Source organism: Mesorhizobium sp. M1143 (genome assembly GCF_040318435.1).
Taxonomy (GTDB): domain Bacteria; phylum Pseudomonadota; class Alphaproteobacteria; order Rhizobiales; family Rhizobiaceae; genus Mesorhizobium.
This window is the reverse complement of the sequence record NZ_JAMYMJ010000052.1, coordinates 25,777-39,589: the sequence shown is the minus strand read 5'-3', so window position 1 is coordinate 39,589 and position 13,813 is coordinate 25,777. Positions and strand designations below refer to the sequence as shown.

Annotated in this window: 13 protein-coding genes, 1 tRNA gene and 1 pseudogene; 6 read left to right on the top strand and 9 right to left on the bottom strand. The window is 62.4% G+C overall.

The features are described 5' to 3' along the window. Nucleotides 1-207: pseudogene (locus NKH35_RS25965) on the top strand (IS481 family transposase); the annotation flags it as partial. A gap of 37 nt (nucleotides 208-244) precedes the next feature. Here the strand turns inward: NKH35_RS25965 and NKH35_RS25960 are convergent. Together NKH35_RS25960 and NKH35_RS25955 are read right to left on the bottom strand one after the other, a co-directional pair. Further along, nucleotides 245-321 (bottom strand) — tRNA-Arg (locus NKH35_RS25960). A gap of 106 nt (nucleotides 322-427) precedes the next feature. Beyond that, entirely contained in the window at nucleotides 428-1,591 is a 1,164-nt protein-coding gene (locus NKH35_RS25955; protein ID WP_023734625.1) for a M20 aminoacylase family protein, read from the bottom strand. A gap of 233 nt (nucleotides 1,592-1,824) precedes the next feature. Between NKH35_RS25955 and NKH35_RS25950 the strand changes: the two genes are divergently transcribed. Together NKH35_RS25950 and NKH35_RS25945 are read left to right on the top strand one after the other, a co-directional pair. After that, on the top strand, nucleotides 1,825-3,003 hold the full coding sequence (locus NKH35_RS25950; protein ID WP_352916852.1) for a D-alanyl-D-alanine carboxypeptidase family protein: 1,179 nt from the start codon (nucleotides 1,825-1,827) through the stop codon (nucleotides 3,001-3,003). A 3-nt stretch (nucleotides 3,004-3,006) separates the two neighbouring features. Continuing rightward, nucleotides 3,007-4,110, top strand: a complete 1,104-nt coding sequence (locus NKH35_RS25945) for a CobW family GTP-binding protein (RefSeq protein WP_023670662.1) — start codon at nucleotides 3,007-3,009, stop codon at nucleotides 4,108-4,110. A gap of 12 nt (nucleotides 4,111-4,122) precedes the next feature. Here NKH35_RS25945 and NKH35_RS25940 read toward each other — a convergent pair whose 3' ends face one another. The 5 genes from NKH35_RS25940 to NKH35_RS25920 form a co-directional block, all read right to left on the bottom strand. Then, nucleotides 4,123-4,371 (bottom strand): sulfurtransferase TusA family protein, encoded by a 249-nt coding sequence (locus NKH35_RS25940; RefSeq protein ID WP_027050749.1) that lies wholly within the window; start codon nucleotides 4,369-4,371, stop codon nucleotides 4,123-4,125. A gap of 60 nt (nucleotides 4,372-4,431) precedes the next feature. Then, complete coding sequence (locus NKH35_RS25935) at nucleotides 4,432-5,727, bottom strand: L,D-transpeptidase family protein (protein ID WP_023694055.1); 1,296 nt, start codon at nucleotides 5,725-5,727, stop codon at nucleotides 4,432-4,434. A 237-nt stretch (nucleotides 5,728-5,964) separates the two neighbouring features. Next, the gene (locus tag NKH35_RS25930; RefSeq protein WP_023670665.1) at nucleotides 5,965-6,915 is read right to left on the bottom strand and encodes an acetyl-CoA carboxylase carboxyltransferase subunit alpha; all 951 of its coding nucleotides are present in this window, start codon (nucleotides 6,913-6,915) and stop codon (nucleotides 5,965-5,967) included. An 88-nt stretch (nucleotides 6,916-7,003) separates the two neighbouring features. Further along, nucleotides 7,004-7,915, bottom strand: coding sequence for a site-specific tyrosine recombinase XerD (locus NKH35_RS25925; RefSeq protein ID WP_286440131.1), 912 nt, complete (start codon nucleotides 7,913-7,915; stop codon nucleotides 7,004-7,006). A 21-nt stretch (nucleotides 7,916-7,936) separates the two neighbouring features. Beyond that, the gene (locus NKH35_RS25920) at nucleotides 7,937-8,089 is read right to left on the bottom strand and encodes a histidine kinase (RefSeq protein ID WP_352916849.1); all 153 of its coding nucleotides are present in this window, start codon (nucleotides 8,087-8,089) and stop codon (nucleotides 7,937-7,939) included. Nucleotides 8,090-8,261: 172 nt separating this feature from the next. On the opposite strand from NKH35_RS25920, the gene NKH35_RS25915 reads away from it, so the two are divergent. The 3 genes from NKH35_RS25915 to NKH35_RS25905 are packed head-to-tail and all read left to right on the top strand — an operon-like array spanning nucleotide 8,262 to nucleotide 10,896. Further along, complete coding sequence (locus NKH35_RS25915) at nucleotides 8,262-8,873, top strand: shikimate kinase (RefSeq protein ID WP_023670667.1); 612 nt, start codon at nucleotides 8,262-8,264, stop codon at nucleotides 8,871-8,873. Further along, the gene (gene aroB, locus NKH35_RS25910) at nucleotides 8,870-10,003 is read left to right on the top strand and encodes a 3-dehydroquinate synthase (RefSeq protein ID WP_352916847.1); all 1,134 of its coding nucleotides are present in this window, start codon (nucleotides 8,870-8,872) and stop codon (nucleotides 10,001-10,003) included. Before NKH35_RS25915 ends, aroB begins: the two co-directional genes overlap by 4 nt. Continuing rightward, complete coding sequence (locus NKH35_RS25905; RefSeq protein ID WP_023711701.1) at nucleotides 10,000-10,896, top strand: HlyC/CorC family transporter; 897 nt, start codon at nucleotides 10,000-10,002, stop codon at nucleotides 10,894-10,896. Before aroB ends, NKH35_RS25905 begins: the two co-directional genes overlap by 4 nt. A 40-nt stretch (nucleotides 10,897-10,936) precedes the next feature. Here the strand turns inward: NKH35_RS25905 and NKH35_RS25900 are convergent, their stop codons facing one another. Together NKH35_RS25900 and NKH35_RS25895 are read right to left on the bottom strand one after the other, a co-directional pair. Continuing rightward, on the bottom strand, nucleotides 10,937-12,487 hold the full coding sequence (locus tag NKH35_RS25900) for a SpoVR family protein (RefSeq protein ID WP_023711702.1): 1,551 nt from the start codon (nucleotides 12,485-12,487) through the stop codon (nucleotides 10,937-10,939). Nucleotides 12,488-12,496: 9 nt separating this feature from the next. Then, complete coding sequence (locus tag NKH35_RS25895) at nucleotides 12,497-13,804, bottom strand: YeaH/YhbH family protein (RefSeq protein WP_023686733.1); 1,308 nt, start codon at nucleotides 13,802-13,804, stop codon at nucleotides 12,497-12,499. Nucleotides 13,805-13,813 lie beyond the last annotated feature (9 nt).

The window sequence follows — 13,813 nt, the reverse complement described above, 5'->3', positions numbered from 1 at the left end:
TGCGGCCGCATCTGCTACAATCGCAAGAAGATCAACCTCAGCCTCGTCTTTGCCGGCCAGACCGTCGGCATCAAACAGGTCGAGGACCATATCTGGCTGGCTTCCTTCATGGATTATGATTTGGGCTACTTCGATGATGAGACATGCAGGCTCGAACCACTCCAAAACCCCTTCGGGCCAAAAGTGTTACCCATGTCTCCGATATAAACCGTAACCTATGTGTCCGGAATGGACCTGATCTTGCTGGTGATCCCGACAGGAATCGAACCTGTGACCTACAGATTAGGAATCTGCCGCTCTATCCTACTGAGCTACGGGACCACGCGGCCCGACACATAGCCGCTTCCGATCGTTTCGCCAAGAGGCTCGCCGAAGGCAATGAAGAGGCCGGCCGAAGGCTAATCGGCCGGCCTTTCGTCGGGGCAGGTCAGGCTGCCAGCGCCGTTTCGGCCAGTTTAACCCAGTAGCTCATGCCGTGCGGGATGACTTCGTCGTTGAAGTCGTAGGCCGGATGGTGGAGGCCGGCGGTCTCGCCATTGCCGATGAAGATGAAGGCGCCAGGGCGGGCTTCCAGCATGTAGGAGAAGTCTTCGCCGCCCATCACCGGCTGGATGGCGCGGTGGACCTGGGTGTCGCCGGCGACATTTGCCGCGACATCGCCGGCAAAGACCGTTTCTTCCGGATGATTGAAGGTCACGGGATAGTTGGCGTCATAGTCGACAGTGATCGTCGCGCCGAAGGCGGTGGCTATTCCTTCGCAGATGGTGCGGATGCGCTCTTCCGACTTCTTGGCGATCTCTTTCTTCAGTGTGCGCACCGTGCCGGCAATCTCGGCGGTCTCGGGAATGACGTTGTAGGCGTCGCCCGCGTGGAACTTCGTCACCGAAACCACCACCGCCTCGACCGGATCGGTGCTGCGCGAAGCGACCGTCTGAAGGGCGCCGACCAACTGGCTGGTGATGACGATCGGGTCGATCGTGCCGTGCGGCATCGCCGCATGGCCGCCGCGGCCCTTCACGGTGATGGTGAACTCGGCGGTCGCCGCCATGATCGGGCCCGGCCGGATGGCGAACTGGCCCACCGGCAGGCCCGGCATGTTGTGCATGCCAAAGACGCGCGAAATATCGAAACGCTCCATCATGCCGTCCTTGACCATCTCGTTGCCGCCGCCGCCGCCCTCTTCCGCCGGCTGGAAGATGACCGCGACCGAGCCGGCGAAATTGCGCGTTTCGGTCAGATATTTGGCGGCGCCCAAAAGCATCGCCGTATGGCCGTCATGGCCGCAGGCATGCATTTTGCCGGGAATGGTCGAGGCATAGGGCTTACCGGTGATCTCGTTGATCGGCAGCGCGTCCATGTCGGCGCGCAAGCCGATGGTCGCGCCTTGCCCCTTGCGGCCATGGATGATGCCGACGACGCCGGTCTTGCCGAGGCCCGTCACCACGTCGTCGCAGCCGAATTCCTTCAGCTTCTCGGTGACGAAGGCGGCGGTCTTGAAGACATCGAAATTCAGTTCTGGCGTCTGGTGCAGTTGGCGTCGCCAGCCGGCAACTTCATCCTGCATCTCGGCGGCGCGGTTGAGAATCGGCATAATGGTTCCATCTCGCTGTTGGAGCAGACGATCTGGCCTGCTTGATTGCAATTGTGATTGCCATGCTTGTTGCCATCTTGGCACTTTGCCATCTTGGCGTCACATAGGGTAAATAGCACCCCAGACAATGTGATCCGGAAATTGAGGGCCGGATCAGGTCATGCTGGCCATCGCGTAACGAAATCTTACGGAGCCAGGGGCGACTACGGCAAGAGGCGATTTCGGATTCCATGATGCGGCACAGCCATATCCTCAAATTACTGCTAACGGGCGGCTTGGCGCTACCTATGCTGGCTGGGCCAGCTTTGGCCAATCCGGTGATCCTGTTCGACCTCAACAGCGGCAAGGTTCTGCAGCACCAGGACGCCTTCAAGCGCTGGTATCCCGCTTCGCTGAGCAAGCTGATGACCGCCTATGTCACCTTCCGGGCGATTGCCGCCGGCGAGGTCCAGCTCGATTCACCGATCAAGGTGACCAAGCATTCGGCGGGCGAACCGCCGAGCAAGATGGGCTTCAAGCCGGGCTCGGTGATGCGGCTCGACAATGCGTTGAAGATGATGCTGGTCAAATCGGCCAACGATATCGCCATGGCCATCGGCGAAAACATAGGCGGCTCGCAGGCCGGATTCGCCGTTCGCATGAATGCGGAGGCGGCGCGGCTTGGCATGACCGGAACGCATTTCGTCAATCCGAACGGCCTGTTTTCGCCGGAGCAGTACACGACGGCGCGCGATCTTGCCCTGCTGGTGATGGCGATCCGCAAGGAATTCCCGCAATACGCCCCCTGGTTCTCGATCGAAGGCCTTGCCGTCGGCAAGAAGGCGATCTCCAACTACAATCTCTTGATCGGGCGCTATCCCGGCGCCGACGGCATGAAAACCGGGTTCGTCTGTCCCTCGGGCTTCAACATGATCGGCTCGGCGACACGCAATGGCCGCACGCTGGTCGCGGTCGTGCTCGGCGAAAAATCGGCGATCAGCCGTGCCGAGACCGCCGCCAGGCTGCTCGACCAGGGCTTTGCCACGCCCGACCCGAACTGGCTCACGGTTGCGGCCATGCCTTCCTATGGCGATACCATGTCACCCAACGACATGCATGATGAGATCTGCAGGAAGAAGGCGCCGCACGAGCAGTCCGAGGCGGCTCCGCCGGTGGCCGCGAAGGGCGCCGACGTGCCGAAATCGCCCTATCAGGAAAAGCTCGACCACGTGCCGACGCTGGTTGCAGTCGGCCTCGGCGGCGCCACCGGGCCGGCGCCGAAGGCGATGCGCGACCAGGGCGGCCAGGAATACGCCGATGTGCCGCTGCCGAGCTGGCGGCCAGACATTCCGGCGCCAAAGGGCGCCGAACCGGCCGTGGTGGGCCAGGCAACCGCGGTGCAGGGCGACCAGCTGGTCAAAGCCGCGAACTAGGCGATGGCTGGCTTTCCGATACCCGTCACGGTGGTCACCGGCTTCCTCGGCGCCGGCAAGACGACATTGCTCAACCGGCTGCTCAAAGATCCGGCACTGGTCGACACGGCCGTCATCATCAACGAATTCGGTGAGGTGGCGATCGACCACCTGCTGGTCGAGCAGGCCTCGGACGGCATCATCCAGTTGTCCGACGGCTGTCTGTGCTGCACGGTGCGCGGCGAACTGGTCGATACGCTGGCTGACCTCGTCGACCGGCTGCAGACCGGCCGTATCGCCCGCCTTGCCCGCGTCGTTGTCGAAACCACCGGGCTCGCCGATCCGGCGCCGGTGCTGCAGTCGATCATGGCGCATCCCGCCCTTGTGCAGGCCTTCCGACTTGATGGCGTCATCACGCTGGTCGACGCGGTCAACGGCAATGCGACGCTCGACGGCCATGTCGAGGCGGTCAAGCAGGTGGCGGTCGCCGATCGCATCGTGCTGACCAAGGTCGATCTGGCCAGCGATCCCGGCGACGTCGATGCTTTGCGAACGCGACTCCATCAGCTCAATCCAGGCGCCGTGGTGCTGGACGCCGGCGACGGCCGAACCGGCGTCACGGCGCTGTTCGATTGCGGCCTCTACAATCCGGCGACCAAATCCGCCGATGTCCGGCGCTGGCTCGGCGAAGAAGCCGCCCATGAGCACCACCATCATCATGATCATGACCACGGCGAGCATGAGCACCACCACCGCCACGATTCCCGCGTGCGCTCCTACTCGCTGGTCCATGACGGCCCGGTGCCGTTTTCGGCGATCGAGATGTTCCTCGACCTGCTGCGTTCTGCGCATGGCGACAAGCTTTTGCGGATGAAGGGCGTCATCGAGCTTGCGGAGGACCCGTCGCGGCCGCTTGTCGTCCACGGGGTGCAGAAGATCCTGCATCCGCCGGCGCGGCTGCTGGCCTGGCCGGACGGCCAACGCGGCACCAGGCTGGTGCTGATCACGCTCGATATGCCGGAAGATTATGTGCGCCGGCTGTTTTCCGCCTTCACCAACCGGCCGTCGATCGACACGCCGGATCGCGCGGCGTTGGAGAGCAATCCGCTGGCGATAGCCGGGGGCTGATTGTCAGGCTCGCTATGCGCCGCGTTCGACCAGGAAGCGGTGGCCGCCGCTGACGGCTGATGTTTCAACAAGCTGGTGGCCAGCGTCGGCGCAAAAGGCGGGGATGTCGATGACCGCCAGCGGGTCGGTGGTCTCCAGCCAAAGCCGGCTGCCCGGCTGCATTGCCGCCAAGCGTTTTTTCGCCTTGAGAACGGGCAGGGGGCAGTTCAGGCCCTTGAGGTCATAGATCGCGGTGTGATTTGTTTGTTTGTCTTCATGCATGTCTTTGTCCCAAAACCGCTGCGCACTTTTGGGCGACATGCATCGGCAAGGCGAAAAACCTCAGCCGCCGAACATGCCTAGCAGCTTGTTCTTGATCTTCGACATCCGGCTTTCGTCCGCCGGCGGTTCTGCAGGCACCGCCTCGACGCTCGCAGTGGCGACCGGCTGCTGGGGGGCCTGCTTGGCTGCTTCCTTTTCGGCCAGCGCTTGGGCCTTTGCGGCTTGCTTTTCAGCCAGTGCCTGGGCCTTGGCGGCTTTCGCAGCCTCGATGGCAGCAACCCGCTGTTCCTCGGCCTTGCGCTTGGCTTCCTTCTCTGCGTCCAGCGCCGCCATCTTGCGGCCGGCGGGCGAATCGATGCGGCCCATGCGCGCCGTCTCGGTCAGCGTGCCGTCGGAATTCAGCGACGGCGGTTCGATCGGCACGCGCTCGCCCCGGGCGCGGCGCTTCGACCATTCGGAAACGATGGCGGCTTCCTTGATGCCGGCAATGGTCGGCTTGGGCGCCGGCACGCTGGCTTTGACCGCGCCGGTGAAGGCCGCGTCATAGCTGCTTTGATAGGCGTTGAGTGCGCTCTTCAGCGAATCCGGCTGCGTGGTCGCCGGGCAGGCGCCGGTCGGATCGAATGTCGTGCCCTCGGGCGCCACCTGGTTGAAGACATAGCGCTTGTCGCAGACATCGACTTTCGGCGGCACCTTGGTGATCTCGAAATTGTCGTAACCGACCTTCAGCATCTTCCAGAACTCATAGTTCGGGTCGTTGCGGTAACGCGCCATGTTGGCGGCGGTCATGCGGAATGGGAAGGCCTGGATCTGGAACTCGGTCTGGCCGCCCTGGAAGGCATCGCGACCAAAAGCGTAGATCTGCTCGATCTGCGGATCGGTCATCGAATAACAGCCCGACGACGAGCAGGCGCCGTGCACCATGAGATTGGCGCCGGTGCGGCCATTGGCACGGTCATAGGCGTTGGGATAGCCGATGTTGAAGGACAGGTGATAGTTCGAGCGCGGATTCATCTGCGACGGGCGGACCGTATAGAAACCTTCCGGCGCCTGGCGGTCGCCCTCGGTGTATTTCGGGCCGAGCTTGCCCGACCATTTGCAGATGTCGTAGCTGGCGACCATCTCGTAGCGGCCGGTGGTCTTGGCCTTCCAAATTTCGAGCTTGCCTTCTTCCTTGAAGATGCGAGCCATCACCGACGAGGTGCGGATCATGCCCTTGGCCTTCATGTCGGCCAGGATCTTGTCCGGCAGCGGCTTGCTGGCTTCCGGCGCAAAATTCTTCATAGAGGAATCGTTGCAGCCGGCAACGCCAAGCGCGGCGATCAGAAGTGCGGTGCGGGCAAGCTTGGTAAACATGGATACGGCTATGTCTTTTTCTCGCGTCACGGGCCGGATAGCGCCCGGTCCGGTATGCTGAACACTGACGGACACCCTAAGCCCGTTAACCTTGAAAATTCCTTACCGCAAGCGTCGGACGGCGTCCCCCACGGCAATTCGCCCGGTGTCACGGATTTTTTATTGAGCCGAATGCGGCGGCATTTTTATGGCGAAATTGCTCCTTGACGCCACATTGCGGTGCGTTGCCCGCCGAAATCAGAGGCTGCGGCCCATCGCCAGGTATTTTTCGCGGCGCTGCTCGCGAAAATCGGTATTGGCGCCGGCAAATTCCTTCATCGTCTTGGCAATGAGGTCGCCGGTGGCGGCGATCACCGTTTCGGGCGCGCGCTGGGCGCCGCCGAGCGGCTCGGCAATGATGGCGTCGATGATCTTCATTTCCAGAAGGTCCTGGGCGGTGATCTTCATGTTGGTCGCCGCATCCTTCGAGCGCGTGGTGTCGCGCCACAGGATCGAGGCAGCGCCTTCCGGCGAGATCACCGAATAGATGGCGTGTTCCAGCATGTAGACGCGGTTGGCGGTGGCGATCGCAATGGCGCCGCCCGAACCGCCTTCGCCGATGACGACCGAAATCGATGGCACTTTGAGGCCGAGGCAGGCCGAGGTTGAACGGGCGATGGCTTCCGCCTGGCCGCGTTCCTCGGCGCCAACGCCGGGGTAGGCGCCGGCGGTGTCGACCAGCGTCAGAAGTGGAATCTGGAAGCGGTCGGCAAGTTCCATCAGCCGCACGGCCTTACGGTAGCCTTCAGGGCGCACCGAGCCGAAATTGTGCTTGAGCCGGCTCGCCGTGTCGGAGCCCTTTTCCTGGCCGATGACGGCCACCGGTTCGCCGCGGAATCGGGCGAAGCCGCCGATGATCGCCTGGTCCTCGCCGAAATTGCGGTCGCCGGCGAGCGGCGTGAAATCGCTGAACAGACCCTTGATGTAGTCGAGGCAATGCGGCCTGTCGGTGTGGCGCGCGACCTGCACCTTCTGCCACGGCGTCAGCGCCTTGTAGATGTCGCGCAGCGCGTCGCGCACGCGCTTCTCGAGCCGGCTGATTTCGTCGCCGACATCGACCGCCTCGCCATTCTCGGCAAGCTTCTTCAGCTCGAGGATCTTGAGTTCAAGGTCCTGCACCGGCTTTTCGAAATCGAGGTAATTGTACATTCTTGAGCGGACCGATGCGTCGGAAGGCAAACATCGCGCAGATGTAGGCTCCGCGCGGGCACGTTGCCCTCACATAGCGATATGAGGCCTAGTCGGCAAGCGGATGATGATCGTTGACCAGCCGCACCAACCGCTCTTCCAGCACATGCGTGTAAATCTGCGTGGTCGAGATATCGGCGTGGCCGAGCAGCTGCTGCACCGCCCTGAGATCAGCGCCGTTCTGCAGGAGATGGCTGGCAAAAGCATGGCGCAGCACATGCGGCGAAATTTTGGCCGCCGATATGCCGGCCCGCGCGGCAAGGCCTTTGAGGTCGCGGGCAAAGACCTGCCGGGAGAGAAAGCCGCTGTCGCTGGCGGCCGGGAACAGAAACGGGCTGTCGGCGAAAGCCGGCACCGACGCCCGGGCCGTGAGCCATGCCCGCATCGCCATGCGGGCCTTGGCCGACAGCGGCACCATGCGCTCCTTGTCGCCCTTGCCGCGCACCATGAAGAAGCGGTCGTCGCGCTGGGCGACGGTCACCGGCAGGCCGACAAGTTCGGAGACGCGCAGGCCGGTGGCATAGAGCACCTCGACCAAAGCGTGCAGGCGCAGTGCCGCCACCCGGTCGCCATTGACGCCATCGCCTGTCTCAAGCGCCGCACGGTCGAGCAGCCGACCGGTATCGGCCTCGCTCATCGTCTTGGGCAGCGGCCGGCCCTTTTTCGGACTGTCCAGCGTGCCGGTCGGGTCGTCGCCGCGCAAGCCCTCGGCGTAGAGGAACTTGAAGAACTGGCGGATCGCCGACAGTTTGCGCGCCTGCGACGTCGACGCAAAGCCGCGCGCTGCGATGTCGTCGAGATAGGCGCGGATGTCGACTGCGGCGGCAGCGGCAAGCCCGCCGGCAATCTGCTGCGAAGCGTCTTCGAGATCACGGCGGTAGGAAGACAGCGTGTTTGCAGCGGCACCGCGTTCGGCGCTCATCATTTCGAGAAAGGCTTCGATGCGAGCCGCGCTGTTCATGTTCCAGGGGTCAGTTTTGGGTCAGTTTTTCTTGGGGTTCAGCTTTTCCGGTGGAATGCGCACGGTGATTTCGGCTTTTTTCGGCTCGACGAACATCGCCAACGCCACCATCGTACCATAGGCAATGCCGGCAAGAGTCATCATCGTCACGACAAAGCGGAACAGTGTCGGCATCAATCTTCGCCCGTCTTCTTGCTCTGCGATTCCAAGCCCTGTGTCCTTATGGGACGCTAATTCCGTCAATTCAAGGACGAAGGGCTCTGCGTGCGAAAGGCGCTATGCTTGACGCAAACGGGCTTTTGATGTCGATACGCCGGCAAAGACGGCTTAGAAACAGCATGGTCTCATGAACGCGTTACCAGCAAATCCTCCCGGCGATAGCCATGCCGCGCTGCTCGACAGGCTGGGCAGCCGCTCGATCGTCTTTGTCGGCCTGATGGGCGCCGGCAAGACGGCGATCGGCCGCAAGGTGGCGACGATGCTGTCGCTGCCCTTCGTAGACAGCGACCAGGAGATAGAAACCGTGTCGCGCATGACGGTGCCGGAACTGTTCGAACGCTATGGCGAGACCGAATTCCGGGCATTGGAGCAGCGCGTCATCCTGCGCGTGCTGGAGAGTGGGCCGCAGGTGCTGTCGACCGGCGGCGGCGCGTTCATGAATGCGCAGACGCGGGAAGCGATCGCCGGGCATGGCGTGTCGGTGTGGCTGAAGGCCGAGATCGACCTGTTGATGGAGCGCGTGTCCAAGAAGCAGAACCGGCCGTTGCTCAAAAGCGCCGATCCGCGCGCCGTGCTCGAGCGACTGATGGGCGAGCGCTACCCGGTCTATGCCACGTCCAACATCACCGTGCCGACACGCGACGACCGCAAGGAGGTCATTGCGACGGAGGTTGTCGACGCGCTGTGCGGGCATTTCGGCATTCCGGCTCCGACTGCGCCGGGCGAGGTGCGGCTGTGAGCGAACAGGTCACTGTCGAGGTCGGCCTTGGCGAGCGCGCCTATGACATCCTGATCGGCCCTGGCCTTTTGGCGCGCGCCGGCGCCGAGATTTCGCGCCGCCTGCCCGGCACGAGGGCGGCGGTGGTCACCGACGACAATGTCGCGGCGGCACATCTCGACGCGCTGAAGGCCGGTCTGGAAACAGGCGGCATCCAGCCTGCCGTCATCACTTTGCCGGCCGGCGAAAAGACCAAGAGCTTTGCCCATCTCGAAGAGGTGGTCGACGGCGTGCTCGCCGCCAAGCTGGAGCGCGGCGATGTCGTCATTGCGCTCGGCGGTGGCGTCATCGGCGATCTCACCGGCTTTGCCGCCGGCATCGTGCGCCGCGGCATGAATTTCGTCCAGATTCCAACCTCGCTGCTGGCGCAGGTCGATTCCTCGGTCGGTGGGAAGACCGGCATCAACAGCCCGCGCGGCAAGAATCTGGTCGGCGTCTTCCATCAGCCGAAGCTGGTGCTGGCCGACACCGAAGTGCTCGACACGCTGCCGATCCGCGAATTTCGCGCCGGCTATGCCGAGCTTGCCAAATACGGGTTGATCGACCGACCGGCGTTTTTCGCCTGGCTGGAAGCGAACTGGGAAAAGGTGTTCGCCGGTGGTGCGGAACGGGCGGAGGCGATTGCCGAGGCCTGCCGCGCCAAGGCCGATGTCGTCGCCCGCGACGAGTTCGAAACCGGCGACCGCGCACTGCTCAATCTTGGCCACACGTTCGGCCATGCGCTGGAAGGCGCCACACAGTATGATGGCGCCCGCCTCGTCCATGGCGAAGGCGTCGCCATCGGCATGGCGCTGGCGCACCGCTTTTCCGCAAGGCTCAATCTGGCCAGCCCGGACGACGCGGCGCGGGTCGAGGCGCATCTTCGCGCCGTCGGTCTACCCTGGCGGATGGCCGACATCCCTGGTGAGTTGCCCGATGCCGAGGCGCTGCTTGGCTTCATCACCCAGGACAAGAAAGTGTCGCGCGGCGCGCTGACCTTCATCCTGACGCGCGGCGTTGGCCAGGCTTTTATTGCCAAGGATGTACCGGCGTCGGAAGTGCTTTCGTTCCTCAGGGAAAACCACCCGGGCCAGGAAAGCCGGCCGCGATGATCAACGAGCCTGGCTGGACCGTCGTCGCCTTCCTTGCCATCCTCATCCTGCTGGTCCTGGCCGTGCGCACGCGCCTGCTTGCCATGTTCGGCTATGAGTTGTCGCGCATCGAGCCGCAGCGCTCGACCCAGGACGAGTTGCGCGGCGCGGTCGACGATTTCCGCCGCGACGGCCAGATGGTGCGAGAGGACCGCGACCGCGTCGGCGGGCTGTTCGATCTCGCCGAGCTCGAAGTCTCCGACATCATGGTCCACCGCACCAATATGCGCTCGGTCAATGCCGACAATGGGCCGGAAGCGGTGGTGCGCGAGATCCTGCAAAGCCCGCACACCCGCATGCCGTTGTGGAAAGGCTCGCTCGACAACATTGTCGGCGTGCTGCACGCCAAGGACCTGCTGCGAGCGCTGAACGAGGTCGGCAACGACTTTTCCCGGATCGACGTGATGAAGATCGCTTCGAAGCCTTGGTTCGTGCCCGACACCACCACGCTGCAGGAACAGCTCAACGCCTTCCTGCGCGCCAAGGCGCATTTCGCCATCGTCGTCGACGAATATGGCGAGGTCGAAGGGCTGGTGACGCTGGAGGACATTATCGAGGAGATCGTTGGCGAGATCGCCGACGAGCACGATGTCGACATTCAGGGCGTCAAGCAGGAGGCGGACGGTTCCGTGGTCGTCGACGGCACCGTCCCGATCCGCGATCTCAACCGGGCGCTCGACTGGAACCTGCCTGACGAGGAAGCGACCACCATTGCCGGCTTGGTCATCCACGAGACGCAGTCGATCCCCGAGGAAAAGCAGGCTTTCACCTTCCACGGCAAGCGCTTCGTGGTGATGAAGCGCGACAAGAACCGGATCGCAAGGATCAGGATCAGGCCGGCGGGCGAAGCCTGAGGTAACGAGCAGGCCCGCAACAGGACGCTCTTTGCCGAGCTTATGCCGCGATCTGGCTCGTAGACCGTTCGTGGATTGTCGCACCGGTTTGAGCGTCAACTGCGACCAGGCTGACCTCGTAGCCCCAGAGGCTGCGGACATGGCGGAGCGTCGCGTCACGGCTGGCCCCTTCGAGCACAACACCATCCTTTACCCTGTGTTGCAGCCGCAACTGCCGGTCGCCGAGCAGGTCGACATCAATCACCTGGATGTCCGGCCGATTCGCTCCAAGGTCGTAACTGTGGGCTAGCTGGGCGCGTATCTTGTGATAGCCACGTTCGTTGTGGATCGACGCGACTTCGAAATGCGGTTTGTCGGCTCCATCGCCAAGCACGAAGAACCGCCATTTTCGGATCAAGCTCGGGCTGAGGTACTGGCGGATAAAGGATTCGTCGCGGTGGTTGGCCCAGGCCTCAAGCAGGACCTCGCGCCAGTTGCCATGTCCTGCAATGTCCGGGAACCAGTCGCGGTCCTCCGCCGTCGGCTCGGTCGAAATGCGCTGTATGTCCTGCATCATGTCGATGCCGAGGGCATAGGGATTGATGCCTGAAAACCGGGGATCGTCAAAGGCCGGCTGGAAGATCACGTTCGAATGGTTGCGCAGGATTTCGAGCATGGCACCTTCGCCGATCCGGCCGCGATCGAATAGCATGTTCATGAGCGTATAATGCACGAAGGTGGCGCAGCCTTCATTCATGACTTGAGTCTGTCGCTGCGGGTAGAAATATTGCGCGATGACGCGGACGATCCTGATGATCTCGCGCTGCCAGGGTTCCAGGATCAGGCTGTTCTTCTCGAGGAAATAAAGGAGGTTTTCCTCGGGAAGGTTGAGCGATCTCTTGCGCTCCGCCATCCCTTGATCCTCATTGCCGGACTTGTTTTTGTTCTGCGACGGCGGCAGCGTGCGCCACAGATCGTTGTAGGAGCGCTCTTCGTATTCGAGGCGCTCGCGAAGCCCTTCGCGCTGTCGCTCCGACGAGAGCTTTGGCGGCCGGTGGTAGCGGAACACCCCTTGTTCCATCAGGGCATGGGCGGAATCGAGAATGGCCTCCACTGCTGCAAGGCCGTGCCGCTCCTCGCACCGGGCGATGTAGCCCTTGGCGAAGTCCAGATAACCCAGGATTGCCCCGGCGTCGGTCCATTGCTGAAACAGATGATTGTTCTTGAAGAAATGATTGTGGCCAAGCGCCGCGTGGGCCGTCACAAGGGCCTGCAACGCCATGGTGTTTTCCTCCATGAGGTAGACGATGCAGGGATTGGAGTTGATGACCAGTTCATAGGCCAGCCCCCGACCACCCTTACGGTAAAGAAGCTCCTGGTGAAGGAAATGTTTGCCGAACGACCAATGCCGATACATCAGTGGCATGCCGATAGATGAGTAGGCGTCGAGCATCTGTTGGGAGGAGATTATCTCCATCTGGACCGGGTAAGTATCGAGATGCAACTCGTCGACCGCGATCGCCTCGATCTCTTCAAAAGCCCGCGATAATTTCTCGAAATTCCAGTCAGAACCGGAAAACAACAAATTCGTTTCGTTGGCTCGCCTGACCATCTCTCTCTCTCAAGCGCTCTTGATGGCCGCCGGCTGCCTGGCGAAGAGCCGGTGGAAGACCGGGTAAATATCCGCGGGAGCAGCGATGCGGCTCATCTGGAAGTTGGGCCATTTCAGCTCGATCGTACTGTAGGCGCGCCAAAGCGACGTCCCGTTTTCGGTAGCACCGAATATGTGGCTCTCGCGTTCGTCGATGATCTCGACATAGGCGAAATACTGGCACAGGCGCATGAGCTTGCCGTTCATGAGTTCTATGCATCGCTCGGAATCGGTGGTGAAATTGTCCCCGTCAGAGGCCTGCGCGGCGTAAATGTTCCACTCGCTGGCAGGATAGCGCTGGCCGATAATGCGGTGCATTTCGTCGAGCGCGGTGGAGACGATCGTACCGCCGCTCTGCGTGTTGTAGAAGAACGTGTCCTCATCCACTTCGTGCGCTTCATGGGTATGGCGGATGAAGACGATCTCCGTGCGTTCGTAGCGCCGTTTCAAGAACAGGTGCAGCAGCACGAAGAAGCGTTTGGCCAAGTCCTTTTCGCGTTGGCCCATCGATCCGGACACGTCCATAAGGCAGAACATGACGGCATTGGCATTCGGCACCGGCCGGGCGTCGAAGCGGTTGAATCGGATATCGACCGGATCGACAAAGGCAATTCGCCTGCGCCGTCGCTCCAGCCGGTCAAGCTCGTCGCGTAATTCCGCGATGCGCTGGCGCACCGCCGCGCCGGCCGGGGCCGACTCAAGCGTGACGATTTCCCGGAGGATCGCCTCCAGTTCCTGCTGCGTGGGGCGCCTCAGCGCAATGCGCCGGCCTAGGCTGTTGCGCATGGTGCGGCCGGCATTGATGTTGGTCGGGGAACCGGTTGCCGCGAAGCCGGCCCGGCGCGGCTTGAAGGCAAGGATTTCCTTGAGATTGAGCTTAACCAGGTCGGGCAGTTCGAGATCCTCAAAAAAGAGTTCGAGCACCTCCTCGCGTGACAGCACGAAACGAAAATCGTCTTCCGACGCCGTGTTTCCTGGCGACGACGCCGCGCCGCCCCCATGCGGCTTCGGGAGCAGGTCTCCAGGGGAAAAATGCCTGTTGCCCGGAAGGATGTGTCGGCGCCGTCCGCTGGCCCTGTCATCGTTGAAGCTCGGCTCGGCCGTTTTCCTTTCAGGCATGGGCACGGCGTGCTCGGTATCCACGTCGGCGATCCTGCCAGTGCGGATTTGATCGCGAATGCTCCGCTTCAACTCCTCGCGAGCACGCCTGAGGAAGCGCTGTCGATTGCCAAGGCTCTTGTCCTTGGGGTTCAGGCGACGGTCGATGAAGATCGGCATGGAACCATC

What these genes read in the sequence shown, in the direction of transcription:
- NKH35_RS25925 (WP_286440131.1), bottom strand. Translation starts at nt 7,915, where the DNA reads ATGAACAGCGCGGCTCGCATCGAAGCCTTTCTCGAAATGATGAGCGCC.
- NKH35_RS25955 (WP_023734625.1), bottom strand. Translation starts at nt 1,591, where the DNA reads ATGCCGATTCTCAACCGCGCCGCCGAGATGCAGGATGAAGTTGCCGGC.
- NKH35_RS25935 (WP_023694055.1), bottom strand. Translation starts at nt 5,727, where the DNA reads ATGTTTACCAAGCTTGCCCGCACCGCACTTCTGATCGCCGCGCTTGGC.
- NKH35_RS25920 (WP_352916849.1), bottom strand. Translation starts at nt 8,089, where the DNA reads ATGCCGACACTGTTCCGCTTTGTCGTGACGATGATGACTCTTGCCGGC.
- NKH35_RS25895 (WP_023686733.1), bottom strand. Translation starts at nt 13,804, where the DNA reads ATGCCGATCTTCATCGACCGTCGCCTGAACCCCAAGGACAAGAGCCTT.
- NKH35_RS25900 (WP_023711702.1), bottom strand. Translation starts at nt 12,487, where the DNA reads ATGGTCAGGCGAGCCAACGAAACGAATTTGTTGTTTTCCGGTTCTGAC.
- NKH35_RS25915 (WP_023670667.1), top strand. Translation starts at nt 8,262, where the DNA reads ATGAACGCGTTACCAGCAAATCCTCCCGGCGATAGCCATGCCGCGCTG.
- NKH35_RS25940 (WP_027050749.1), bottom strand. Translation starts at nt 4,371, where the DNA reads ATGCATGAAGACAAACAAACAAATCACACCGCGATCTATGACCTCAAG.
- NKH35_RS25945 (WP_023670662.1), top strand. Translation starts at nt 3,007, where the DNA reads ATGGCTGGCTTTCCGATACCCGTCACGGTGGTCACCGGCTTCCTCGGC.
- NKH35_RS25930 (WP_023670665.1), bottom strand. Translation starts at nt 6,915, where the DNA reads ATGTACAATTACCTCGATTTCGAAAAGCCGGTGCAGGACCTTGAACTC.
- NKH35_RS25950 (WP_352916852.1), top strand. Translation starts at nt 1,825, where the DNA reads ATGCGGCACAGCCATATCCTCAAATTACTGCTAACGGGCGGCTTGGCG.
- NKH35_RS25905 (WP_023711701.1), top strand. Translation starts at nt 10,000, where the DNA reads ATGATCAACGAGCCTGGCTGGACCGTCGTCGCCTTCCTTGCCATCCTC.